This window comes from Providencia sp. Marseille-Q8014 (genome assembly GCF_965112055.1).
This window is the reverse complement of sequence record NZ_CBCOPT010000001.1, coordinates 1,758,728-1,783,418: the sequence shown is the minus strand read 5'-3', so window position 1 is coordinate 1,783,418 and position 24,691 is coordinate 1,758,728. Positions and strand designations below refer to the sequence as shown.

23 protein-coding genes are annotated in these 24,691 nt (G+C 40.2%); 6 read left to right on the top strand and 17 right to left on the bottom strand.

Annotated elements, in window-relative coordinates:
• Positions 1 to 313 precede the first annotated feature (313 nt).
• On the bottom strand, positions 314 to 688 hold the full coding sequence (locus ACWPW6_RS07770; protein ID WP_244316494.1) for a hypothetical protein: 375 nt from the start codon (positions 686 to 688) through the stop codon (positions 314 to 316).
• Between the two features lie 211 nt (positions 689 to 899).
• Here ACWPW6_RS07770 and yfbR point away from each other — a divergent pair, with 211 nt between their 5' ends.
• On the top strand, positions 900 to 1,481 hold the full coding sequence (gene yfbR, locus ACWPW6_RS07765; protein ID WP_154623041.1) for a 5'-deoxynucleotidase: 582 nt from the start codon (positions 900 to 902) through the stop codon (positions 1,479 to 1,481).
• Between the two features lie 43 nt (positions 1,482 to 1,524).
• Here yfbR and ACWPW6_RS07760 read toward each other — a convergent pair whose 3' ends face one another.
• From ACWPW6_RS07760 to yfbV, 5 genes are all read right to left on the bottom strand, one after another.
• A complete protein-coding gene (locus ACWPW6_RS07760) occupies positions 1,525 to 1,941 on the bottom strand; it encodes a hypothetical protein (protein ID WP_195848629.1) in 417 nt (138 codons plus the stop codon).
• Between the two features lie 143 nt (positions 1,942 to 2,084).
• Positions 2,085 to 3,914, bottom strand: a complete 1,830-nt coding sequence (locus ACWPW6_RS07755) for an SLC13 family permease (protein WP_154622731.1) — start codon at positions 3,912 to 3,914, stop codon at positions 2,085 to 2,087.
• Between the two features lie 87 nt (positions 3,915 to 4,001).
• Positions 4,002 to 4,676: a sugar phosphatase gene (locus ACWPW6_RS07750; protein ID WP_163861130.1), complete on the bottom strand. Its 675-nt coding sequence runs from the start codon at positions 4,674 to 4,676 to the stop codon at positions 4,002 to 4,004.
• A gap of 21 nt (positions 4,677 to 4,697) precedes the next feature.
• Positions 4,698 to 5,192 (bottom strand): YfbU family protein, encoded by a 495-nt coding sequence (locus ACWPW6_RS07745; RefSeq protein WP_154622734.1) that lies wholly within the window; start codon positions 5,190 to 5,192, stop codon positions 4,698 to 4,700.
• Positions 5,193 to 5,319: 127 nt separating this feature from the next.
• Complete coding sequence (gene yfbV, locus ACWPW6_RS07740) at positions 5,320 to 5,775, bottom strand: terminus macrodomain insulation protein YfbV (RefSeq protein WP_154622732.1); 456 nt, start codon at positions 5,773 to 5,775, stop codon at positions 5,320 to 5,322.
• 606 nt (positions 5,776 to 6,381) lie between these two features.
• Between yfbV and ackA the strand changes: the two genes are divergently transcribed.
• From ackA to ACWPW6_RS07725, 3 genes are all read left to right on the top strand, one after another.
• The gene (ackA, locus tag ACWPW6_RS07735; RefSeq protein ID WP_163861128.1) at positions 6,382 to 7,584 is read left to right on the top strand and encodes an acetate kinase; all 1,203 of its coding nucleotides are present in this window, start codon (positions 6,382 to 6,384) and stop codon (positions 7,582 to 7,584) included.
• Between the two features lie 83 nt (positions 7,585 to 7,667).
• Positions 7,668 to 9,812: a phosphate acetyltransferase gene (gene pta, locus ACWPW6_RS07730; RefSeq protein WP_163861126.1), complete on the top strand. Its 2,145-nt coding sequence runs from the start codon at positions 7,668 to 7,670 to the stop codon at positions 9,810 to 9,812.
• A gap of 181 nt (positions 9,813 to 9,993) precedes the next feature.
• Entirely contained in the window at positions 9,994 to 11,094 is a 1,101-nt protein-coding gene (locus ACWPW6_RS07725) for a hypothetical protein (protein ID WP_163861124.1), read from the top strand.
• Between the two features lie 169 nt (positions 11,095 to 11,263).
• On the opposite strand, the gene ACWPW6_RS07720 is transcribed toward ACWPW6_RS07725, so the two are convergent.
• From ACWPW6_RS07720 to yfcD, 4 genes are all read right to left on the bottom strand, one after another.
• Positions 11,264 to 12,718: a sodium:solute symporter family protein gene (locus tag ACWPW6_RS07720; RefSeq protein ID WP_154622642.1), complete on the bottom strand. Its 1,455-nt coding sequence runs from the start codon at positions 12,716 to 12,718 to the stop codon at positions 11,264 to 11,266.
• Positions 12,715 to 12,912 (bottom strand): DUF3311 domain-containing protein, encoded by a 198-nt coding sequence (locus tag ACWPW6_RS07715; RefSeq protein ID WP_154622643.1) that lies wholly within the window; start codon positions 12,910 to 12,912, stop codon positions 12,715 to 12,717. Before ACWPW6_RS07715 ends, ACWPW6_RS07720 begins: the two co-directional genes overlap by 4 nt.
• A gap of 18 nt (positions 12,913 to 12,930) precedes the next feature.
• Positions 12,931 to 14,166, bottom strand: a complete 1,236-nt coding sequence (locus tag ACWPW6_RS07710) for a M24 family metallopeptidase (RefSeq protein WP_154622644.1) — start codon at positions 14,164 to 14,166, stop codon at positions 12,931 to 12,933.
• A gap of 215 nt (positions 14,167 to 14,381) precedes the next feature.
• Positions 14,382 to 14,924, bottom strand: a complete 543-nt coding sequence (yfcD, locus tag ACWPW6_RS07705; protein ID WP_163861122.1) for an NUDIX hydrolase YfcD — start codon at positions 14,922 to 14,924, stop codon at positions 14,382 to 14,384.
• Between the two features lie 297 nt (positions 14,925 to 15,221).
• Between yfcD and ACWPW6_RS07700 the strand changes: the two genes are divergently transcribed.
• Together ACWPW6_RS07700 and ACWPW6_RS07695 are read left to right on the top strand one after the other, a co-directional pair.
• A complete protein-coding gene (locus tag ACWPW6_RS07700; protein WP_154621982.1) occupies positions 15,222 to 16,124 on the top strand; it encodes a TIGR01777 family oxidoreductase in 903 nt (300 codons plus the stop codon).
• Positions 16,125 to 16,399: 275 nt separating this feature from the next.
• Positions 16,400 to 17,134 (top strand): methyltransferase family protein, encoded by a 735-nt coding sequence (locus tag ACWPW6_RS07695; protein WP_163861118.1) that lies wholly within the window; start codon positions 16,400 to 16,402, stop codon positions 17,132 to 17,134.
• A 113-nt stretch (positions 17,135 to 17,247) separates the two neighbouring features.
• Here the strand turns inward: ACWPW6_RS07695 and ACWPW6_RS07690 are convergent, their stop codons facing one another.
• The 7 genes from ACWPW6_RS07690 to accD all read right to left on the bottom strand — a co-directional run bounded on the left by ACWPW6_RS07690 (position 17,248) and on the right by accD (position 24,642).
• Complete coding sequence (locus ACWPW6_RS07690; RefSeq protein WP_154623566.1) at positions 17,248 to 17,820, bottom strand: UbiX family flavin prenyltransferase; 573 nt, start codon at positions 17,818 to 17,820, stop codon at positions 17,248 to 17,250.
• Between the two features lie 73 nt (positions 17,821 to 17,893).
• A complete protein-coding gene (locus tag ACWPW6_RS07685; protein WP_250000342.1) occupies positions 17,894 to 18,718 on the bottom strand; it encodes a YwqG family protein in 825 nt (274 codons plus the stop codon).
• Between the two features lie 763 nt (positions 18,719 to 19,481).
• Positions 19,482 to 20,999, bottom strand: a complete 1,518-nt coding sequence (gene purF, locus ACWPW6_RS07680; RefSeq protein WP_154635736.1) for an amidophosphoribosyltransferase — start codon at positions 20,997 to 20,999, stop codon at positions 19,482 to 19,484.
• 14 nt (positions 21,000 to 21,013) lie between these two features.
• Positions 21,014 to 21,517 (bottom strand): colicin V production protein, encoded by a 504-nt coding sequence (cvpA, locus tag ACWPW6_RS07675; RefSeq protein WP_154624027.1) that lies wholly within the window; start codon positions 21,515 to 21,517, stop codon positions 21,014 to 21,016.
• 179 nt (positions 21,518 to 21,696) lie between these two features.
• On the bottom strand, positions 21,697 to 22,371 hold the full coding sequence (gene dedD, locus ACWPW6_RS07670) for a cell division protein DedD (protein WP_250000340.1): 675 nt from the start codon (positions 22,369 to 22,371) through the stop codon (positions 21,697 to 21,699).
• 5 nt (positions 22,372 to 22,376) lie between these two features.
• Positions 22,377 to 23,666: a bifunctional tetrahydrofolate synthase/dihydrofolate synthase gene (folC, locus tag ACWPW6_RS07665; protein ID WP_250000493.1), complete on the bottom strand. Its 1,290-nt coding sequence runs from the start codon at positions 23,664 to 23,666 to the stop codon at positions 22,377 to 22,379.
• Positions 23,659 to 24,642, bottom strand: coding sequence for an acetyl-CoA carboxylase, carboxyltransferase subunit beta (gene accD / locus ACWPW6_RS07660; protein ID WP_154624025.1), 984 nt, complete (start codon positions 24,640 to 24,642; stop codon positions 23,659 to 23,661). The genes folC and accD overlap by 8 nt, the downstream gene beginning before the upstream one ends.
• Positions 24,643 to 24,691: the final 49 nt, after the last annotated feature.

The window sequence follows — 24,691 nt, the reverse complement described above, 5'->3', positions numbered from 1 at the left end:
GATTGTTGATGACTAATCGTTAGATAATGGAAATAAAATAAACAGCAGCTAAGAAAAACAGCAATAATATAATTGGAAAGTATTTCATGATGTCCCCTACTATTATTTATTAAGAATGTTTATGCTGATTATAGATTTTTATCACCGCAGATCAAACAATAATTAAAAACAAATATACAGGCAATTAAAGAGCATCCATAATAGAAGCTCTATAAATGATGTTTTTAATTTATTATGAACCCAACATTCGCTATCTTTTTTAGATTGGTATCACACCATTGATTTATTTTTATAACAATTTAAATTAACATCATTAAACTTTTAATAATTTAGTTTTACATCCACTAGAGTGAGAAAATGCAACATACATTGTTCTTGCATCACCATTAATACCGATAATAACTTCCGGATCATCTTCTTCTGTTATCGTACAATAGAAGTTATTTTTTGTTATAAACTTCTCTCCTCTCTCTGTAATAATTTCTAATCGCCAATAATTTAGCTGACCATCATATTCAAATGAACCTGCTTTTTTGATAATACTCCCATGTTCAACATGATACAGTGTCATATCTGTTGGCTTACCATTATCCGTCGTGTGATATAATCTCACATATTTTAATTTTTCATGCCAAAAATTTTCAAATGTGATAAACCCCAAATTCCAGCCTAATTCAACCCCCATCATTTACCTCCATTAATTTAACAACAATGAATTGACTCCGTGAGATTAAACAGTGTCACGTTTAAACAATAATAAAATAAATGAATGATGATATTCGTAAAGCATTTTAATTATTAATTAGATTTGATTTTCATCTTATTAAGCTTTAATAAACCAATATCTATTTTAAATAAACTATATTATAATTCCCTTTTTACCTGTTTAATGAGGTTATATGAGCTACTTCTTTGCCCACCTTGCACGAATGAAACTCATCCATCGTTGGCCACTCATGCGTAACGTACGCACTGAAAACGTCTCAGAGCACAGTTTACAGGTAGCGATGGTCGCTCACGCACTGGCCATCATCAAAAACCGTAAGTTTGGTGGTCATGTCAATGCTGAGCGCATCGCCTTGTTAGCCATGTATCATGACGCAAGTGAAGTGATTACGGGCGATCTCCCAACGCCGATTAAATATCACAATTCACAAATTGCCCATGAATATAAAAAAATCGAGCAATTTGCTCAGCAAAAGCTATTAGATATGTTACCTGAAGAATTACAGGAAGATTTTAAACCGCTGCTTATCGAAGAATTACAATCAAATGAAGAACATAGTATAGTAAAACAAGCAGACTCACTCTGTGCTTACTTGAAATGTCTAGAAGAATTATCCGCTGGAAATAGTGAATTTAAATTAGCCAAAAAGCGTCTTGAAAAAATTCTTGCGCAAAGAAAAAGCCCTGAAATGGATTATTTCATCGACATTTTTGTTCCGGGATTCAAACTTTCACTGGATGAAATTAGTCATTAACTTTCTAAGCTGGAATGCGTCTTACCATTCCAGTTTTGTTTGTTTAATCCGCTTCATTTAAGGCCGTTGAACAATTCGATGAACTCGGAAAATCTAAATACAGTCTTCTCGACTCACCGTTAACGCCCAATATCACTTTTCCATGGTCACTTTCTCTAATAGAACAATAGAAATTAGTTTTTGTTTTATATACTTTGCCACTTTTAGTCTTAATTTTGACATACCAATAATCATAAGAATTATCTATTCCTATTTCATATAAAAAATAAAACACATTCTTTAATATTGTTTTATCGGGTATATCATGATAAACCTTCTCAGTTAATAGTCGGCTATTATTATAAATAGCATGGCTTTCTACATGATGCCGTATGACTACTTCACTTAATTCCTCTCCCCAAAAATTTTCAAAATCCGCTTCCCCATAATAGGTATTTCGTCTATGTGCGCTATTTCTCATTCTCCCCTCCGTAGAATCGCTATTTATTTTCAATAGAGAATATCGCCTTCTCCGGTGATGAGAAAATCTTTAAGGTGTTAAACATTAAGTTTTTTCATTAATATAAGAAACTAGCAGCCCTCGTTAAGAGGGCTTCATTATTATTAGAAAGGAAAAAGAATAGGTACAATCAATACACTGATTATCATTACCACTATCGTGAAAGGAACACCTATTTTAACGAAATCGCCGAATTTATAGCCTCCTGGGCCAAGTACTAATGTGTTGACTGGTGAGGAAACAGGCGTCATAAATGCAGCAGAAGCCGCAATACCGACAATCATAGCAAAGGGTAAAGGAGAGACTTCCATTTGACGAGCTGCCGCGATAGCGATAGGCGCCATTAAAACAGCGGTCGCGGTATTTGAAATAAACAAACCTATAGAGGCACAAAGTATAAATAAACACAGTAACATCACATGTGGTCCCAAATTACCGGCTATTTCCATCAATGCATCTACTGCTAAGGCGATCCCTCCAGTTTTTTGTAATGCTAGCGCAAATGGCATCATCCCGACAATCAGTATGATACTTGGCCAGTGAATCGATTTATAAGCACTTTCCATATCGATACAACGAAATTTTCCCATCAATAAACAAGCAATTAATGCGGCAATAAAGTTGGGAATTTCATTAGTGACCATCATGGCAACCATTAAGGCCAAACAAAATAAAGCATGCGGTGCTTGTGACGAAGCAGGAGCGACGGCTTCAACCTCTGCGGCCAGATTCAATACAATAAAATTACGAGGTTTGGTTGATAAAATACGAATTAATTTCCAATCCCCAATGACTAATAAGATATCACCAAGGCGTAAAGGTTCATCAACGAGCTTACCATCCATCGCTTTACCATCACGACGAATCCCCACCACATTGAGGCCATAGCGAGTACGAAACTTAATATCGCGTAAGCTTTTACCCAATAATTCAGAGTCAGGGTTCATAGAAACTTCAGCCATGCCAACATCACGGGACTGATCTGAAAAGTAATCACCACGTAATATCATTGGTTCTAATTTCTGCTCAAAACAAAATTGACGTAGTTCATCGTCACTCACAGAAATGTCCACCAGCAATACATCTTGCTCTCTAAGTTCTGTGCCACCAGTTGCACTCACCATAACACGGCGGAATTTACGCCAACGCTCAATCCCAACGACGTTAGCTTCATAGCGAGAACGCAAATGTAGTTCATCGAGAGAATGTCCGATCAAGGGGGAACCTTTACGAATAGCCAGACGACGCGCCCTACCCGTTAATTTATAGTCACGAATCAAATCACGGAAACTACGTTGGTAACGCTCAGGAAGTTTGTCTGGTTCACTGCTACCTAACCAACGGCGCGCAACCCACATATACGCGATACCGGCCAGTAAAATCACCAAACCAATCGGTGTAATTGAAAAGAATTGAAAGCCTTTGATACCTTCTCTGACCAACTCACTGTTAACCACCATATTCGGTGGTGTTGCGACCAACGTCATCATACCGCTGATCAGGCCGGCAAAGCCTAAAGGCATCATTAATCGACTTGGAGAAATTTTCATTCGTGCTGCAACACTCAGCACGACAGGAATAAAGATAGCGACGACACCAGTAGAGCTCATAAAGGCACCAAGCCCAGCAACGGTGATCATTAAAAAAACTAACATCTTGCTTTCGCTGCTACCAGCCACTCGTACTAGCCAATCCCCCATTTGATAGGCGATACCGGTTCGTACTAAACCATCACCAATAACAAATAAAGCCGCTATCAATAATACGTTAGGGTCCGCAAAACCCGCGGTCGCTTGCTCTAAAGTTAAAGTATCACTTAGAACAAAGGCCACTATAACGAGTAATGCCACCACATCCATCCGAATTTTGTTTGTGGTGAACAGTACAATTGCGATCAACAGGAGGGTTAACACCCACAACAATTCTCCGTTCAAAATATCCCCTTTTGACGAAAAAAATAGTGTTAGTCATTTTCCTTAGTTAATCATGTTTTACGGGGAAATTCCTTGATTAATTCGCTGTTAAACATTTTTTGACACTAATAGTGTAAAAACACCATTTTTGTCTGAGTGAGTTACCGAAACTTGCGTTAATGAACTGATTATCGCATGAATTTGTTCTCTTCTTGGCATACTCTCTGGTGCATGGACCGCCACCACTTGACAACCGGCATCAAGAGCTGAATAAATCCCAGCTTGAGCATCTTCAAACGCAATACAGTCTTTTGGATCTAAATTTAAGGCTTTCGCCCCTAATAAAAAAGGTTCAGGGTCTGGTTTACCTTTAGACACTTTTTCAAACGTAACCCAGTGTTTAGGTTCTGGTAATCCTGCGGCCTGTTGACGACCATGGGCAATCGGTACGGTTCCCGATGTCACAATGGCCCAAGGTACCGCTAACTCATCTAATCGCTGAAGTAATGCCACAGCACCAGATAGGGCTATAACACCTTCAGTATCCGAGGCTTCCATCTCTTCTAACCAGCGAAAACGCGCTTTAATTTCATCTTCGCTGGCTTCAGGCATAAAGTGTCGTAAACTCGTTAAAGCAGGCTTTCCATGGATAAAATGAATAATTTCATCACGACTTACGCCTATCTCTTCACCAAATAAACACCAGCAACGCTCTACAACGGCTAATGAATCGACTAAGGTACCATCGAGATCAAATAAAAAACCTTTTGCTTTTAACTCCACTTTTACCCCTTAAACAACACATTATGCATTGATAATTTGACTAATTTCGACTGCCGATAAGTGGTATTGACGAGGACATGCACGCCAGATTCCCAACATTCGCACATATTTATCCCACATAGGCGTTTGCGAGTTGAAACCATGAGTTCCACTATCGAAATGCGTGTAACGACCTTCAGTGTTCACCATAAAACGAACATAACTCAAATAACGCGCTTCTGTCGCAGCATCAAAGCCTAAGAATTGTACACGACGAGGGTCAACGCCTTGAGCGTCGCTCATATTACCATATGACACCTGCAATGCGTGATACATCTCCATAATATCAATTACCGTGCGGCAAGTACTTTCACTTAACTCACCAAAGTCTCTATCAAGCTCACGCATTTGTAAGCCAAAGCCACGCTCAATAATCGTTTGTAAACGGCGATAACGATCCGCGTTTTCAGGATCAAGCATAGTCATCATTTTATATTGATTGGATAGAATTAAGCGTTGTGCATTGGTCATTTCCATCATGATTCTCCTCGGAAAATGTTTAACTTATCTTCGCATTCAATATTCATGATGGACAGTGAAAACATCACTTTTATTGATCTAGACAACCTTTTTTCATTACTTGTTGTTAAATCGAGCTTTTCACTTAAACGTCATCCATGAATGACTTGTCTAATTGCTTAAATGCTCGCTTTAATAATTGCGCTAACGCCAAGTAATCAGGCTGCTGTTCGATAGGGGCTATTGCGATACCTGCTTGAGTAAATTTCTCACGAATTTCATGAAACCAATTCAATAAACTGGCAGGAAGCGGCGTTGATGCTCTCTTACCTAACCACCACAATCCTTGCATAGGTAAACTACAAGCAAATAAGGCTGTCGCCACTGCTGGCCCGAGTTCCCCCCCTAAGGCTATTTGCCAAGTTAAGGTAAATATCGCAATTGGCGGCATAAAGCGGATGCCAAAACGTGTCGCTTTGATCATACGCAGCTCAGGAAAAACGGGAGATAATTTTTTCTCCATAGGAAATGTTTTTAGGTACAGGTTCCCCAACCTAAAGCGTTTAAAAAAACCTGGCGGTGAGTTTTGCAATGTACTCATAATGACCTTCCTGCAACTAACAAATCTATATCACGAAATAACAAGTCTTGTTACCTACCTTACGCTATTTTATCAATAATGCCTATGTATACACACTAAGAGATAATTTTGAATTATTTAAGCATAAACATGACCATTTTCGGCGAAATCAGCTATTCTGATTGATAGGTAAATTTGCATAAAATGCGTATTTTTCACGATGCTTATGATTTTAATCAATCAAAGCGGTTATTTCTAAAAAAAACGTACAAAATATAAAATATTTTTAGTAGAATTGCCGCGTTTAGCATTGCTGGAGAATTTTTGTAGCTAATATTTGGCTTTTATTCATCGACAGCTTTGATATAGATTGGGGTTTTTGCGTATTATTTCAACACCTGGCGTTAAGTTAACTCAAGAAAACTTAGCACCATAACAACATCGCCTTTTAACCCCTTAATTAGACATCGATATCTTTATGTATTCATCATTATCATGATATCAATCATGAAATATCAGGTGTTAAATGCGCTAGGCTCTACTAGCTGCTCATAATTTTTTACAAAGTCTTTTTATGCAGTCTGCTAATTAAAGGCTTCACAACAACAATTAACGATAGGTATTTCCATGTCAAGTAAGCTGGTACTGGTTCTAAACTGCGGTAGCTCCTCACTGAAATTCGCCATCATCGATCCAACTAATGGCGATGAATATTTATCTGGATTAGCTGAGTGCTTTAATTTGCCGGAAGCCCGTATTAAATGGAAAATGGATGGCGCTAAGCATGAAGCGGAATTAGGTGCAGGTGCTGCACACAGTGAAGCGCTAAATTTCATTGTTAACACGATTCTTGCAGCAAAACCTGAATTGTCTGCTCAAATTTCATCTATTGGCCATCGTATTGTTCACGGCGGCGAAAAATTCACTTCTTCTGTGTTAATTACTGATGAAGTTGTTGAAGGTATTAAAGCAGCCATTCCATTTGCACCTTTGCATAACCCAGCTCACTTGATTGGTATCGAGGAAGCGAAAAAGGCATTCCCTGAATTAGTGAATAAAAACGTCGCGGTTTTCGATACGGCGTTCCACCAAACAATGCCTGAAGAAGCTTACCTCTATGCACTGCCATATGAATTATATGAAGAGCATAGCATCCGTCGTTATGGCGCTCACGGCACGAGTCACTACTATGTGTCACGTGAAGCGGCTAAAAAACTCAACAAACCTGTTGAAGAACTTAACGTTATCACTTGCCATTTAGGTAATGGCGGTTCAGTCACTGCGATTGTTAATGGTCAATGTGTAGATACTTCTATGGGGCTAACACCATTAGAAGGCTTAGTTATGGGAACGCGTAGCGGTGATATCGATCCTGCTATCATTTTCCATCTGCATGACTCATTAGGCATGAGTGTCGATCAAATTAACAAAATGCTGACTAAAGAGTCTGGCCTTTTGGGCTTAACGGGGGTCACCAGCGATTGCCGTTATGTTGAAGATAACTACGAAACTAAAGCAGACGCAAAACGTGCAATGGATGTTTTCTGTCACCGCCTAGCGAAATATGTCGGTGCTTATAGCGCACTGATGGAAGGTCGCCTTGATGCAATTATCTTTACTGGTGGCATCGGTGAAAACTCAGCACAAGTACGTGAATTAACACTGAAAAAATTAGCGCTACTTGGATTCGAGTATGATCATGAACGTAACTTAGCAGCACGCTTCGGTAAAGAAGGCTTAATCACCACTGATAACAGCCGACCAGCTCTGGTTATTCCAACCAACGAAGAGCTCGTAATTGCCCAAGATTCTGCTCGTTTAACAGCTTAAGATCCCATACCGCCAGCCTAACCCGCTGGCGGTACTACTTTATAATACTGTTGTTTATTAGAGTAACCGATAAAGAGGTTCCCGTGTCTCGTACAATTATGTTAATTCCTACCGGCACTAGCGTTGGTTTGACTAGCGTCAGCTTAGGTGTCGTTCGTTCAATGGAACAAAAAGGTGTCCAGTTGAGCGTGTTTAAACCTATCGCTCAGCCACGCATTTCTGGTAACAAAGATCAAACCACTGAAGTTTTACGCTCTCATTCCAGTCTTACTACCATCGTCGAACCATTAAAAATGGAATATGTTGAGTCATTATTGACCTCTTCAAAAAAAGACATTCTGATGGAAGAGATTGTTGCGCGTTATCATGAGCAAACTAAAAATGCTGAAGTGGTCTTAATTGAAGGTTTAGTGCCGACCCGCAAACACTCTTTTGCACAATCACTAAACTATGAAATTGCGAAAACACTGGGAGCTGAAATTGTATTTGTCACAGCGCCAGGTAATAGCAATATTACTCAGATGAAAGAGCGTCTTGAGTTAGTACGTAACGAATTTGGTGGTCAACGCAATAAAAACATTATTGGTGTGATTGTCAATAAAGTGAATGCCCCTGTCGATGAACAAGGCCGTACTCGCCCTGACCTTTCTGAAATCTTTGATGATTCAACGAAAGCAACTGTCGCGAATATCACGCCTAAAGATTTAGAGTGCTTAACCCTACCGGTTTTGGCTTCTATTCCTTGGAACTTTGACCTGATTGCGACTCGTGCCATCGATATGGCAAAACATTTGAATGCTGAAGTTGTTAACGAAGGTGAGATTACAACTCGTCGAGTAAAATCAGTCACTTTCTGTGCCCGTAGTATTCCTCATATGCTTGAGCATTTCCGCCCAGGCTCACTGCTCGTTACCTCAGCAGATCGCCCAGATGTTCTCGTATCAGCGTCTTTGGCTGCGATGAATGGCGTAGAAATTGGTGCGATCCTATTAACTGGTGGTTATCAAATCGACGAACCTATTCGTCAACTTTGTGAGCAAGCATTTGAAACTGGCTTACCGGTATTCATGGTCAAAAGCAACACTTGGCAGACGTCACTGAACCTACAAAGCTTCAGCTTAGAAGTCCCTGCCGATGACCATGAGCGTATCGAAAAAATTCAAAACTACGTCGCTCGCCACATTAGCAGCGAATGGATTGAGTCTCTGGTCGCTGATTCTGAGCGCCCTAACCGCCTGTCTCCGCCTGCATTCCGCTATCAATTAACTGAGCTTGCACGTAAAGCAGGTAAACGTATCGTTCTACCTGAAGGTGATGAACCACGTACTGTTAAAGCGGCTTCTATCTGCGCTGAACGCGGTATCGCAACTTGTGTTCTGCTAGGTAACCCAGAAGATATTCGCCGTGTAGCGGCTGCTCAAGGTATTGAATTAGGTACAGGTATTGAGATTGTTGATCCTGTTAAAGTTCGTGAAAATTACGTTGCTCGTTTGGTTGAACTACGTAAGAACAAAGGGATGACTGAAGTTGTTGCTCGTGAGCAACTCGAAGATAACGTTGTATTGGGCACACTGATGCTAGAAAAAGGCGAAGTTGATGGCCTTGTTTCTGGAGCAGTCCACACCACAGCGAATACTATCCGTCCACCGCTACAGCTGATCAAAACAGCACCTGGTAGCTCATTAGTCTCATCGGTATTCTTTATGCTGTTACCTGAGCAAGTTTTTGTTTATGGTGACTGTGCGATTAACCCAGACCCAACCGCAGAACAGCTGTCTGAGATTGCTATCCAGTCAGCGGATTCAGCCAAAGCATTTGGTATCGAACCACGCGTTGCGATGATCTCTTACTCAACCGGTAATTCAGGTGCGGGTAGTGATGTTGAGAAAGTGCGTGAAGCAACACGTTTAGCACAAGAAAAACGTCCTGATTTAATGATCGACGGTCCATTACAATATGACGCCGCTGTAATGGCTGATGTGGCTAAATCAAAAGCACCAAATTCGCCTGTTGCAGGTAAAGCAACGGTGTTCATCTTCCCAGATCTGAACACCGGTAATACCACCTATAAAGCTGTTCAGCGTTCAGCTGACCTTGTTTCTATTGGTCCAATGCTGCAAGGTATGCGTAAACCAGTTAACGATCTGTCTCGCGGTGCGCTGGTGGATGATATTGTTTATACCGTTGCACTGACTGCTATCCAAGCCGTACAAAATGAAAACGCTTAATATCAAATAGTCTTTTTATTTTAATACGCAAGTCAGCCAAATAACATTGGCTGACTTTTTTATTGGCCAAAATCTGCATTCTGTTTAAGCGCCCTTCTTATAACTGCTGAAAATTGCAAGACTAATTACTATAAATAACAATAATAAAGGCACTTAAGACATTAATAACATGGAGATTGATATGTTAGGTGCTACCGCATACCCAATAAAATTTGATCAAGCTAATATTATCGATTATTACAAAGATACGCATAAAAATATTTTCACTAGAAAAATAGTGGGAGTTAATAACGTGAATAGCTTCAAAAAAGGCATATGTTACGGATTAACGAATGCATTTTTATATTATGCTCATGCAGGACAAGAAGAAACGTACATCACAGAAACCTATAAAGCCTATAAAAATATCACGCAGAAAAACCCACTTAATTACTTAAGGCCGTCCTATTACAAATCGTTAAAAAAACATAGCAAAGCGGTATTAAACCAAAATTTCAATAAAGCTTACAATATTCAGAAGCACTACCAAATAGCTTATTTTATCAATAATATTATCTCTGAATTCAACAGGTCAAGAAAACACTCACATGAGAGTGTTCATGAGTACATCAATAGATTATTTAAGATCAATATATCGTCAGTTAAGGAAGATGAAGCAGAGGCATATTTTGAACTATATGAGTTCACTAATAAACTTTATCAAGATACTCTTAACCCTACTGATGATAAAGTAGATAATAATAAATATTATCAGTTAGTTAAGAATGTCCAAGACTTTTGTTTCAATGAGAGAAATGAGATAGATACCGGTTTGTTTTTTATGTTTTTTTCTTTAATAAAGAATTATTACCTAGACCTTACAAAAAATAGATTCATGCAAGCTGAAAACCTTAATAGCATAAATTACGATTCAATTGAACTTATTGATGATAATATAAAGTTCACCTCAAAAAGTTTAAAAAAACACATTGACCACTGCCTGGAAAATAAAAAAAATATTATTGGAAATATGAGTAGTAATACTCACTCTATGGGAATAGTCGTTAAATACAACAATGGCAATCCCCTCTTTGAATTTTTTGAACCTAATGAAGGTCTCTTCAAAACCACGAATAAACAGCACTTTTTTAAGTTTTTAGATAAGTTTTTTCATAATAAATCTTATTCATTTATGACATTAGATGGGGAGAATGCTGTCAGTTTATCCAGCTCATTAGTGGCAGATAAAACATTCGATGATATTCAAGCGCCTAGAGTAGAAAAAAGCTTGATAGCCAATTAATGGCAAATGCCCCGTGAAGAACGCTATGTAAAAAAATAAGAAACAGCTTAACCAGTGAGTGCTAAGCGTAACCTTGTCATCGCGATTTAAATAAAAAACCGTTTCCAATACGTTTGAGAATATAACATTAGCGATAGAGCAAACATGTTTGCTCTATCGATTCTAACCTTTAAGCGGCTTTGTGTTTTTTACCCACGGCTAACGATACAATAGTGGCAACAATAATGTTCAATATAAAGGCAGCAATACCGATATTCATAAATTCAAACCCTTTCCCTAACCAAGGAAACAGTTGTGATAATGAAATATGCTCAATATAGGTTACTGCAAGGAAAATAACACCCGCGATGATTCCCGCAATAGCGCCTACCGCCGTCATTGGGTTATTTTTCCTAAAGCTCATCAATAATGCAGGGAAGAATTGCGCAACTATATTAACCCCTAACAGCATGATAGCCACTAAGGTGTCATTACTGTGGAAAATAAAATACAAGCTAACTAATGCAACCAACGGTACCATAAACCGTGCATAAATACCTGATTGACGTTTTTCTTCACTCACATTCAATGCTTTTTGTACAACACCTGCTAACATATTTGATGTCGTCAACAATAACATTGAACCTGGCACTAAGGCAGTTAACATACCTGCTGCCCCAATAAAGCCAACAATAATAGGTGAGAATGTCGATTTAGAGATCTCGAATAAAGACAAATCAACCATTGAACCATCAAGGTGCGGTATTTGTAATATCGCTGCATAACCGACAAAAAAAGCGAATAGCATGATCAGACTGTATGCCGGAATTAAAATACTATTACGTTTTAATGATTTTTCATCTTTAGCGGTAAATACAGCGGCCATATAGTGCGGCCAACAAAAATAAGCCACCACAGATAAGAAGATCGTTGAAATATACCACGGGATATTGAGGCCTTCATCTGAGAAAGTCAGAAAACCGGGGCTTGCTGTATCAATTGCACGAAACATATCACCAAAGCTACCGTAGTAATGCAATGGGATATAAATACCAATAAATAGTACAACAATTAAAATCATCAAATCTTTTAAGGCTGATGTCCATGCTGAACCATGAATTCCCGATATCATCACAAATAATGTCACTGCGATGATCCCAATCCAAATCGCCATATCTGCCGGAATTGCGCCATAAGAGGCTTGAGAAACAATAATGCCAAGCCCTTTAAGCTGTAATACAAAAAGAGGAACCATTGCGGCAATGGAAATTAAGCTAATCAATAATGCTAGGCCTTGGCTCTGATATTTAGCCCCAAAGAAATCAGAGATAGTTCGAACATCATTTTGTTTCGCAAAACGCCATACACGCGGGTGAACCCAATATAAAAATATTCCCATAAACGCATTCACAGCTAAGGTATATAATATTGCAGGTCCTTTACCGTATGCCCAACCACTCCCACCTAAAAAGGTGAAAGTGGTGTAAATCTCTCCAGCGCTGAGTAAAAAGACTAATAAAGCGCCATAACTACGCCCACCTACAGACCACCCCTCGTGATCCATAGTCTTGCCTTTTTTCGCCCTTAAGGCCAAATAAATACTCAATAGGAAAAACAGCGTAATAACAATTAATGCTGAGCTCATTGTTTTTCCTTAGTGTCTTTTGCATCCAACACATTAATTAGCAACATAATTAATGCGCTAATAACCACCCAAATGACTATCCAAAACATTAAAAAAGGCAGTCCCATCACAAAAGGCTCAACCCGATTGGCATAATAAATACCAACGGTCAGCGCTAATAATGGGAAAATAACCAAAAAGTGATACCATTTCATGAATAGATTCCTTATTGATTAGCCGCGCGAAATTAAATCACGAGATAAATGGCTAAACATTTCAACACCATCATCGGTAATCAGTAGCATATCTTCAATCATAATGCCGCCAATACCTATTCCGTAGTATGGCGTTTCAAGGCTCATCACCATTCCACTTTGGAATACATCCGTCGTTGCTGCGCTCACAAAGGGAGCTTCCTCTAAACCAACAAACACCCCATCACCGTGCCCCAAATGACCACGATTATAGTGTGGCAATCCAGAGCAACGAATGAGAGCCATCGTTTCATTAAAGACATCACTAAGCCGGACACCCGGTGCAACGCGACTTAGCATGTACTCATGGCCTTTATGTATGGTTTGATAAATTTCTTGAACCTTCTCATTGGCTTGACCAACCACGAATGTTCTAGCGATATCCGCACCATAGCCCGCAACATCGACGCCACAATCAAACTTAATTAAGTCACCCTCTTTAGCGGGTATATTTTCAGGCAACATCTTAGGAGAGAAATCACTGCCGACAGAAATTAAATTAAATCGACTATAATTAGTTTCTGGAAATTCCATCACTTTGGCTTTAAAAGCGGCCGTTAATTCCGCTGAGGTACACCCCACTTTAATAAGCTCACTAGCAGCTTGAATGCCTGCTTCTGTAATCTGTGCACTTTTTCTTAAATGTGAGATTTCCCATTCGCTCTTAATCACGCGTAATTCATTAAATAGTGGAGCTGAATCGACTAGATTTAACCCTGGGATCACTTTATCCAACCATACTTTACCCATGTGAGTAATTTGGTTTAGTTCAATCGCTACAGGTTTTCCATAAACACCCGCTTCCGCTAATGCATCTTTCAAAAGAGTGAAGATAGTTTCGATTGGGCTGTTTATTGGTCTTTGTTTAATGACTTTTCCATTGTCGGGATTATAGGGGTCATCGACATCGACCCATATTGGAAATGTATGCATTTGTGCATTTGGCATTTCCAGCTGTAAATTAGCCGCTTCAAACTCATTCATGATCACAAGCGATTTAATCGATGGGTCGCGAAAAATAACGGCGATAGCGGACCCCGTCTGCCTAAAGGTATACATAAAGAAGCTTGCAAAACCTGTTAGGTGATAAAAGTTATCGCTTACTGTCGCAACGAGCGCTTCAATCCCCTCTCGTTCCATAATTTTGCGGGCATTATTCGTTACATTCTCTAGGTGTTGTTGTTTTAAAGAAGATACATCTTTATGAAATGTCATTATTTATTCTCTCGGGTGATGTCTCAAGATGAGTACCAAGAATTTATCTGCGGGAAGGTACAACCCTGCGGGTGCATAAATATAGCAATTAAAACCCTTATTAGTTATAACTAATTATTATAATATAGTATAAGTAAACCTATAAAGCGGAATAGTATGAAGGCGAGCCAAGGAAAGGATTAAAAGGTTATCCTTTCCATTTAGTCTATATGTCACTATGACTGATCAGAACATGAAATAGCTTTATCAAACTCATTATTACGTGTTAGCCATAATGACAACGCTTTTAACGAGTCAGGCGTAAATTCATCGCAACGAGCACTAATTTCATCAGGTGTTAACCAACTGACTTCTGCCACTTCCGACTCTTGCAGTGCAAATGGCCCATGGCTAACACAGCTAAATAAACCACCCCATATACGGCAGTTTTCCCCTTCATAATAAAATAAGCCATGCTCAGCAAAAGGAACACCTGCAATCCCGAGTTCTTCTTCCGCTTCACGTTTAGCAGAATCAAGAATATTTTCACCTTGAGTGACAACACCACCGGCAGTGGCATCTAAATAGTCTGGATAGAAATCTTTTATACTGGTACGTCGTTGTACCAAAATTCTGCCCATTCCATCGTGGACAACAATATAAGTAGCACGGTGACGCAAGTTTTCTGCTCGCATCTGCCTACGTGTAGCTTGGGCGATCACTTCATTGTTTTCATCAACAATATCAACCCACTCAACCACCTCGGTTTGTTCATCCATCCTTAAAACCTTTTTATCAATCTGTTAACACAGTTTTTATGCCATAGAATTATTGCTGAAATCGGTCAAGCGAACAGCCTGTTACAAGGTATTCTTTTCGCGATCAGCTTGCAAGCCATAGCAAGCAAATTTGAGTATGACAATCACAACTTGGCGGTTTTAATCGTCGGTTATTTCTCTATACAACCACCTATTTTAAGAAAATAAAACACAGTCTCAGCAAAATCGCTGAGTTGCTGCTATAGTTAGCTCAAATGAGCCTTATTTAACTCATCCAACTTTTCACAGGAGGCGATTATGCGGATACTGATTACTGGTGGTACAGGACTGATAGGTACCCCTTTGGTTCAACGACTTGTCGCGCGTTCAGACGAGGTGACTGTATTAAGTCGTTCTCCGCAAAAAGTCTATAGCCATTTTTGCAAGGCTGTCGAGTGTTGGACTTCATTGCAAGATAAAACGAATCTGAATGAATTCGATGCTGTTATTAACTTAGCAGGGGAACCTATTGCGGAAAAACGCTGGAGTGAGGAACAGAAAAAGCTATTATGCGATAGCCGATGGAAAATCACACAGCGTTTAACAGAATTAATCGCTGCAAGCGATACCCCCCCCCATACTTTTTTATCGGGATCCGCTGTTGGTTATTATGGCGACCAAGGCCAAGTCGTTGTCGATGAATCAGAGCAACCACATGATGAGTTTACTCATTATTTATGTCAGCATTGGGAAGCACTGGCACAAAATGCACAATCGGATTCCACCCGTGTTTGCCTGCTGCGTACCGGCATTGTCCTTTCACTAAAAGGTGGCGCGCTTGCGAAAGTGCTTCCTATATTCAAGATGGGTGCTGGCGGGCCAATTGGCCATGGTAAACAATTTATGCCATGGATTCATATCAATGATATGGTAAACGCTATCTGTTTCTTACTTGATAATAGAACATTATCAGGACCATTTAATATGACCGCCCCCTACCCTGTGCACAATGACCAATTTGCGGCAATCTTAGGTGAGGTCATTAATCGTCCTGCTTTTGTCCGCACTCCCGCATTCGCGATTAAAGCCATTCTCGGTGAAGCTGCTGCACTCGTTCTAGGTGGCCAACAAGCAATCCCTAAACGCTTAGAAGAGGCGGGTTTTCAGTTTGAATATATTGAATTAAAAATTGCTTTAGAAGACCTATTTAAAAACCAATAAATGAAAGAGCCATAACTGAGTTTATGGCTTAGTCTATTTTCTCATGTTATGGCAACATGTTATTTTGCCAAGCTTTCACTGGCTTTTCTTCTTATTATCTTACGCCGTAGGATTAAACAAGTCTAAAATCTCATAAAAACAATAAATAAATAAAACAATCACCTTATTAATTAATCCTTGTGATTATCAGCCATATACCTTTTATTTTTTTAATATTCGTCTATATATATTTTTGAACATTGAACTATTACCTAACTACACGGGTGGTAATTGATATGAAAAGATTACTTATTTTAATTTACAGTGTTGTCAGCTATCTCTTATTTTTAATTGGCATTGGCTTTTTATTTCTATTGTTAACAAATATTGGCATTCATAATATGATGAGTAATGACAGTATATCAGGTATTATGCCTTGGTTAATAAATATTGGTTTAATGATATTATTTGCTTTATCGCACTCCATACCCGCCAGATTAAAATTCAAACAACGTTACCCTTGCTCACCTGCCATTGAACGTAATACTTATGTGTTTGTTTCGGGTGTCGTTCTGATTTTGTTAGCCATATATTGGCAGCCTCTTCCAGGAAAATTATGGCAGCTACCTAGTCATAGCATGGGCGCAATCCTATTAAATATTATCGGAGGCCTAGGCTGGATAATCTGTATTGCTTCAACCTTTATGGTCAGTCATACTGATTTATATGGCTTACGCCAATCATGGTTACAATGGAAAAATAAAGCATATACCCACATCCCATTTCAAATGAGAGGGTTTTATAAATTAACACGCCATCCTATGATGACTGGCTTTTTAATCGCCTTTTGGTTCACGCCAGATATGACGAGTGGACGATTACTATTTAATATCGGCATGACGATTTATATTTTTTGGGGTATTTATCTAGAAGAAATTGATTTAAAAGAAACCTTAGGTAAGGAATATCACGAATATCTAAAAAAAGTCCCCAAAATCATTCCAAAATTATCGAAAAATCACTATAAATAAACTTGAACAATATGAATTTAATGATGCTATAAATAAGCCTATCACCTAGCATCATCGCTCAACATGATAATGAAGCTTATTGATGAAATATCAACCTCAATAAGCTTTAGTGATTATTTTGCGCCTTGCCAACGGGTAAAGAGCTCTTGTTCTAATTCAATATCAAATTGATCAAGAATGCGATTAACCGTTTGGTCTACAATATCAAGAATCGTTTGCGGTTGATGATAAAAAGCGGGCATTGGAGGCATGATCACCGCCCCCATTTCAGCAGCTTGAACCAGTAGTCGTAAATGCCCTAAATGTAACGGCGTTTCACGAACGCCTAATACTAACTTTTTACCTTCTTTTAATACGACATCGGCAGCTCGTGTCACTAGCGTATCAGTATAGCTATGAACAATACCTGAAAGTGTTTTCATGGTACATGGCATAATCACCATACCTGCTGTACGAAAAGAGCCCGATGAAATCGCCGCGGCAATATCGCGGCTATCGTAATTATGGTCAGCCAGTTGTTGAACCTCTTTGACTGTATAGCGAGTTTCTAGTGATAATGTTTGGCGGGCAGCAGCACTCATCACTAAATGTGTTTCCACATTTTTAACAGGTTTTAGCACCTCTAATAGCCTAACGCCATAAATTGCACCACTTGCCCCTGTCAATCCAATGATTAGCTTCTTCATCCTGCTCCCCGTACGATTCATGTTTATCCATGCTAATAGTAGCAATTATCGCAACGAAAAGCCTCTAAATCTATCAACCACAATCCCAGTTATATACCACTTTACTGAAATCTTTATTTTTTAAATCATCCGGATGAATAAAGAAGTTACCGACACCGATATCTCCCCACAGAATGCCGGTCTCATAATCACTGTCTATTTGCAGTAATAGGACATAATCTTGAATTTCTTCACGATATTCCCTTGGGTCAGTTTGAGTAAAAAATGGGTAACCCCCAAGGCGATGGCCGTTAGAGCCAAAGTATTCATTATATGGCTCTAACCATTCATCGTAAAAATCTTCACCTGCAAACTGCTCTTCATAATCATATAGATTATCAACACCTAACACTTTGCGGCCAAACTGAAAATCTTCCGAACTTATATATTGCGTAGATGGCGTAAATTCGATACTAAATTGCCCTTCAATCGGAGAGTAATACTCATCGTTATAAGCCGATTCAATTGCAGAAAAGTCTTGTTGCAGTTGTGAAGCGTCTTCAATGATATTTTCCCAATAGATAACGCGAAAATCTTTTTGAGCTTGTAGATCATCAAAGTCTGCACCATACAAGTCATCACCACCAATAAAAAACTGCAACAGCCCTGTTTTTGGGTAGTGTTCAAGTGGAGGTATTTGTGCAAAGTTGATTTGCGCTAACAGCTTTAGAGGAACGCCATGACTATCAACGGGAAAATCTGTTCCTACAGGCAAATAAGGTACTCCGCCGATACGACTTTCCCATAAAATGGGATTCTCGACTGACGTTAAAGACATATCCAATGTCGGCTTTTTTGTCGCGGTAATGTTAGCTAAAAAAGGTTTTAATACATCTGGTAAGGCGGTTAAATCCGTCATGAAGAGTTCCTTAAACACATAAGTAATTCGATTAAAATACCCCATCTCGCCAAAGCCTCCATCGGATATAACTGGAAATCTTAATCGTGATTAACTTATCGGTTGCAACAACACATTATTTTTCACGCGAACAACCATATTCATCACTCCATCCTTCGGAAGCCAATGTCTTTTCTTTTGATTTAATATTCTGACTTTGACTGATCGGTTATTAATGTTTATAGCATTACAGCCCAGTGGTGCATCTGTTGAGTCCGCTATTTATCAAGGATGGCTTCCCATTATCGTCATACTCTTGAGCTGATTTAAGGGGCTTAATCATTGGTTTAAGTAGCTCCATCACTCATTGCCATTATATTCCCTCCTCGACTTTATTAGAGGGAATGATTCTCGCTTCTGTAGCAGGCAATACGGGGAGTATTTATGTTTTTCTTGCACTGTGCCTCTACATACAGCTAGCCTCTTGACCTTTGAGCATCGCTTTCGCGTCAGGCCGTTCCCCTTAGGCAAGCCGTGTATCAATTCACCCTTGGAGGATCATTACCGACCCGTTGAAACAGAAGGCACAAGCTAAATGGTGTTCAGCAGATTTCTCGCTGGCATTTATGAATGAGAACATGGCACTGCCTTTGTTTATTCATGTTGTTTACTGAGTTATTTAAACACGGGTAATACCACTGACCAAATGTTGACACTATGATTTTTCTCATAAAAAAAACCAGCCATAATACAATCGGCTGGTTTCTTATTAACCTAGAAATAATTAACCTTCGTTGTAAATTTCTAAATTTTCAATTTCGTTTTGATCTTTAATTTTTAACTCGTCATCTTTACGTAGATTCTCAAGATAATCTAAGTAGCTTTGATCGATATCTTTTGTGACATAAATACCATCAAACACTGAACATTCAAATTCATTGATTTCCGGATTTTCTTCACGAACAGCAGCAATAAGGTCGCTAAGATCTTGGAAAATTAACCCATCAGCACCAATTAATTTACGGATCTCATCAACTTCACGACCATGAGCAATTAACTCATTTGCATTTGGCATATCAATACCATACACATTTGGGAAACGAACTTCTGGCGCCGCAGAGGCAAAATAAACATTTTTTGCCCCCGCCTCACGTGCGAGTTCAACAATTTGCTCGGAAGTCGTACCACGAACGATTGAGTCATCAACTAATAATACGTTTTTATCACGAAATTCAGCACGATTTGCATTCAGTTTACGACGAACTGATTTACGGCGCTCTTGCTGACCTGGCATGATAAAAGTACGACCAACATAACGGTTTTTCACAAAACCTTGGCGGTATGGCTTATCTAGGATATGAGCGATTTCTAAGGCAATATCACAAGATGTTTCAGGAATTGGGATGACGACATCAATTTGCAAATCTTCCCACTCACGCGCAATTTTCGCGCCAAGCTTTTGCCCCATGCGTAACCTAGCATTATAAACCGATATTTTATCGATAAATGAATCTGGGCGAGCAAAGTAGACATACTCAAATAAGCAGGGGGTTAATTGAGGGTTTTCTGCACATTGGCGCGTATACAACTGCCCTTGTTCTGTCACATAAACCGCTTCACCAGGTGCTACATCACGTAAGAATTCAAAGCCTAACGTATCAAGAGCAACACTTTCTGAAGCAACCATGTACTCTTGCGCGCCATTTTCTAATACGCGACGTCCTAAGACCAATGGGCGGATACCATAAGGGTCACGAAACGCTAACATTCCATGGCCAATAATCAGTGCAACACAAGCGTATGCCCCACGTAATCTTTTATGCATCTCTGCAACCGCAGTGAAAACATTATCTGGCTCCAATGGAAAATGATCGAAGCGATCCAATTCATAAGCCAAGATATTCAATAGGATCTCAGAATCTGAGGTGGTGTTAACATGGCGACGAGCGGTTTCAAATAAACGGCGCGTAAGTTCATGCGCATTTGTCAGATTACCATTATGAGCAAGGGTGATACCAAAAGGCGAGTTCACATAGAAGGGCTGTGCTTCCGATGCGCTCGAGCTTCCTGCGGTTGGATAACGTACATGACCAATACCCATACAACCTTGTAGTCGAAGCATATGCCGCGTTTCAAAAACATCTTTTACGAGGCCATTCGCTTTACGTAAACGAATATTATTTTTGCCATCAATGGTAGCAATCCCTGCTGCATCTTGCCCACGGTGCTGTAACACCGTTAAAGCATCATAAATTGATTGGTTGACCGGTGTTACACCGGCGATACCGACAATACCGCACATTTAGTCTTTCCTCATCAGCCAGACGGAGAAATATTCTCCGGTAGGAAACTTGACGCATTTTGCAGGTAGTCAAAAAACCACCTGATTATATGACTGAACTGCGGAATAAGTTCTGAACGTTGCCAATCCTCACTTTGAGGTAAAGGTGTAAAAGTATCGAGAAAAAAGAGTAATGCCGATACAATCAATACCCCACGCAACGCTCCGAAGCAGATCCCCAGAACACGATCTGTACCCGATAAGCCAGTTTTTTGAACTAGAGAACTAATTACATAGTTAACTACTGCCCCGACAATTAATGTAGCAATAAACAAGGCAGCGATAGCGATGCCATTTCTCACGAGTACATCCTCAAAGCGTGTAAAATATTCCGCCAAATAAGGATAAAAAGTACTCGCAACAAAAAATGCACAGCCCCATGTAACCAGCGATAACGCCTCTCGAACAAACCCACGGATCAGGCTTACCAGTGCCGAGAAGCCAATGATGGCAATAATTGCGTAATCTAACCAGACCATATCTTATTCCAAAATTCGCACCCACGGCAGTGGCTGGAGTGCATTCTAACAGAAAACGAAAACGTTTGCGTAACCAATTTACATACAATTTAAAAAAACCAACAGCGAAAAGAAAAATTCTTCTTCGCCGCTGTAATTGATTAAAAGCTCAAGCTTTTTATGATATTCCTATTTAAGCATCATGGTTTAAAAGCCCTAATCTCACCTTGTAAACCGGTTATTGACCTCAATTCAGGTAAAGCACTTTCTAAACGCTGCCTTGATGCTTCTGGTCCAACAAAGATCCGTGTCAATTGCCCATTAACAGGTCGAGAAGGTACCGTATAAACCTGATATCCTGACAATCTTAATTTAGCGACAATTTCCTCCACTTTTGCAGAATTTTTCAACGCACCCAGTTGTACCACAAACGCTTTGCCTTGCGGTGCCTGAACTTCAGGTGGTGCCTGAACTTCAGGTTTAGGCTCCGGTTTTGGCTTAGGTTCTGGTTTAACTTCAGGTTTCGGCGTTGGTTTCGGCTCAGGCTTTGGCTCCACCTTTATTGGCTGCTCAGCAGGAATAGCCGGCACGTCTTGAGCTGTGGAAGCTGATTGACTTTGTTGTTGCTCCTGCCTTTGCTCAGACAGCGCTTCTGACAACATCGCTTCCGATGCTTCTCCAGATGCGGCATTTTGTGTCAGTGGTGCAATGGCTTCAATATCCTGCTCATCACCCGGTTTCGGTATAATAGGAATGGCCGCAAATTCATTTTCATTATATTTCTTATCACCATCCAGTAACGCCGGTAATACAATGATCCCCGCCGCCACTAATACAATGGCACCGACAAGACGATTCTGAAATTTACTTGCCACTGACTCTATCCTTTTGCTTTTTCTAACAACATCATCACATGTGCGACAGTATGAAACGAACCACAAACAATAATGACATCCTCATCCGTCGCATCAAGACAAGCTTTCGCCCATGCATCATCAACAGAATCAAACACCTGTGGAGATTCAAGATACTGGCTCAACTGTGATGCAGGGGCTCCACGAAACTCCGTCAGCGGTGCCACATACCAATCTGTCACTTGCTCAGATAAACACGCTAATGTGCCTTGAATATCTTTATCGCCAAGCATACCGACGACCGCTCTCACCCTACGCCCTTGCACGGTGGGTAACTGTGCTAAACGCGTAACCAGATAACCTGCCGCATGCGGGTTGTGTGCAACATCCAAAATCATCAAGGGTTTTTCATTAATTATCTGAAAACGCCCAGGCAGCTGTGCTGATTTCAACCCTTCATGTATTGCTTGGTCGGTCATTTTATCGGCCAGTGTGCGATCAATCTCTTTCAAGCAGCAGATAACCCCTAATGCCGTTGCTGCATTCGCTAGCGGTACATTAGGCACAGGTAAATTCGACCACTGGCATTGATGACTGTGCCATGACCAGCTGTTATTTTGCTGTTCGAAGGACCAGTCTTTGCCGCGACGAAACAGAAGAGTTCCTATTTTATCCGCATATTCACCGATAGATTGAGGCATATCCGGTTCGCCAACCACGCCATAACGGCCACCACGAAAGATACCGGCTTTTTCATGACCAATATGTTCTCGGTCTGATCCCAGCCAATCCGTGTGGTCAAGAGCAATACTGGTGATTGCGGTTACGTCTGCATCCACAACATTCGTTGCATCTAATCGCCCACCTAAACCCACTTCCAAAATCACAACATCTAAAGCAGCCTGTTTAAATAGTTTCAGAGCAGCTAACGTGCCGTATTCGAAGTAAGTTATTGAGGTATCGCCTCGGGCGGCTTCAATATCTGCAAATGCGCGGCAAAAATCAGCCTCCGACAGCTCTGCACCTTGAATACGTACCCTCTCAGTATAGCGAACAAGATGTGGTGAACTGTAGACCCCAACTTTCAGGCCTGCTGCCATCAAGATAGATTCAAGCGTATGGCAAGTCGTTCCTTTTCCGTTGGTACCGGTGACGGTGATAACGCGGGGTGCTGGTTGCGTTAATGCCATTTTACGAGCGATTTTTCCAACTCGCTCCAGCCCCATATCGATATTTTGACTGTGCAAGTTTTCTTGATAAGAAAGCCAAGCCTCCAATGGAGACTCGGCATTAGGTATTGAAAATGGATTATTCATCATCTTTTTTATGCTTAGCAGAGTCCTTTACTTGCTCAGGAGCATCGATGACAACATCGTCATTAACGATATCGATTTTCACATCCTTTTCTTCAACGACCAAAGAAACGTCAGAGGTGTTAAAGCTTGGTTTGTTGGTTAACATAGCGAGCACATCTGCTAATGTGTCACGCATTTCAGGACGACGAACAATCATGTCGATCGCCCCTTTCTCTAACAAGAATTCACTACGTTGGAAGCCTTGAGGCAATTTCTCACGAACAGTCTGTTCAATGACACGCGGGCCGGCAAAACCAATCAGCGCTTTAGGTTCTGCGACATTGATATCACCAAGCATCGCTAAACTGGCTGAAACACCGCCCATAGTCGGGTCAGTTAACACTGAAATATAAGGCAAACCACGCTCTTGCATTTTGGCTAAAGCGGCGCTGGTTTTTGCCATTTGCATCAGTGATAACAGTGCTTCTTGCATACGCGCACCGCCACTCGATGAAAAACAAACTAATGGGCAATTATCTTCTAGGGCTTGTTCAACGGCACGAACAAAACGTGCACCTACAACGGAAGCCATAGATCCACCCATAAAGGAAAATTCAAAAGCAGCCGCAACGATTGGCATATCTTTTAACGTTCCTTTCATCACAACGATAGCATCTTTTTCACCGGTCTCTTTTTGAGCCGCCGACAGCCTATCTTTATATTTTTTTGAATCACGGAACTTAAGAACGTCTTTTGGTTCAAGTTCACTACCTAATTCTGTGGTCGAATTTTCATCGAGGAAGGTTTCAAGACGCTGGCGTGCATGAATACGCATGTGATGATCGCATTTAGGGCACACTTGTAGATTACGCTCGAGTTCCGCCCCATACAGGACTTGCCCACAGCTATCACATTTAGTCCAAACACCCTCTGGGATGTTGACTTTGTTTGATTGGGTCAAGTTACCTTTTTTTAATATTTTTTCAATCCAGCTCATTAATGGACCTTTTCGTCTGATTGATTTCTGGCTATTCCGTCAGGGTAAC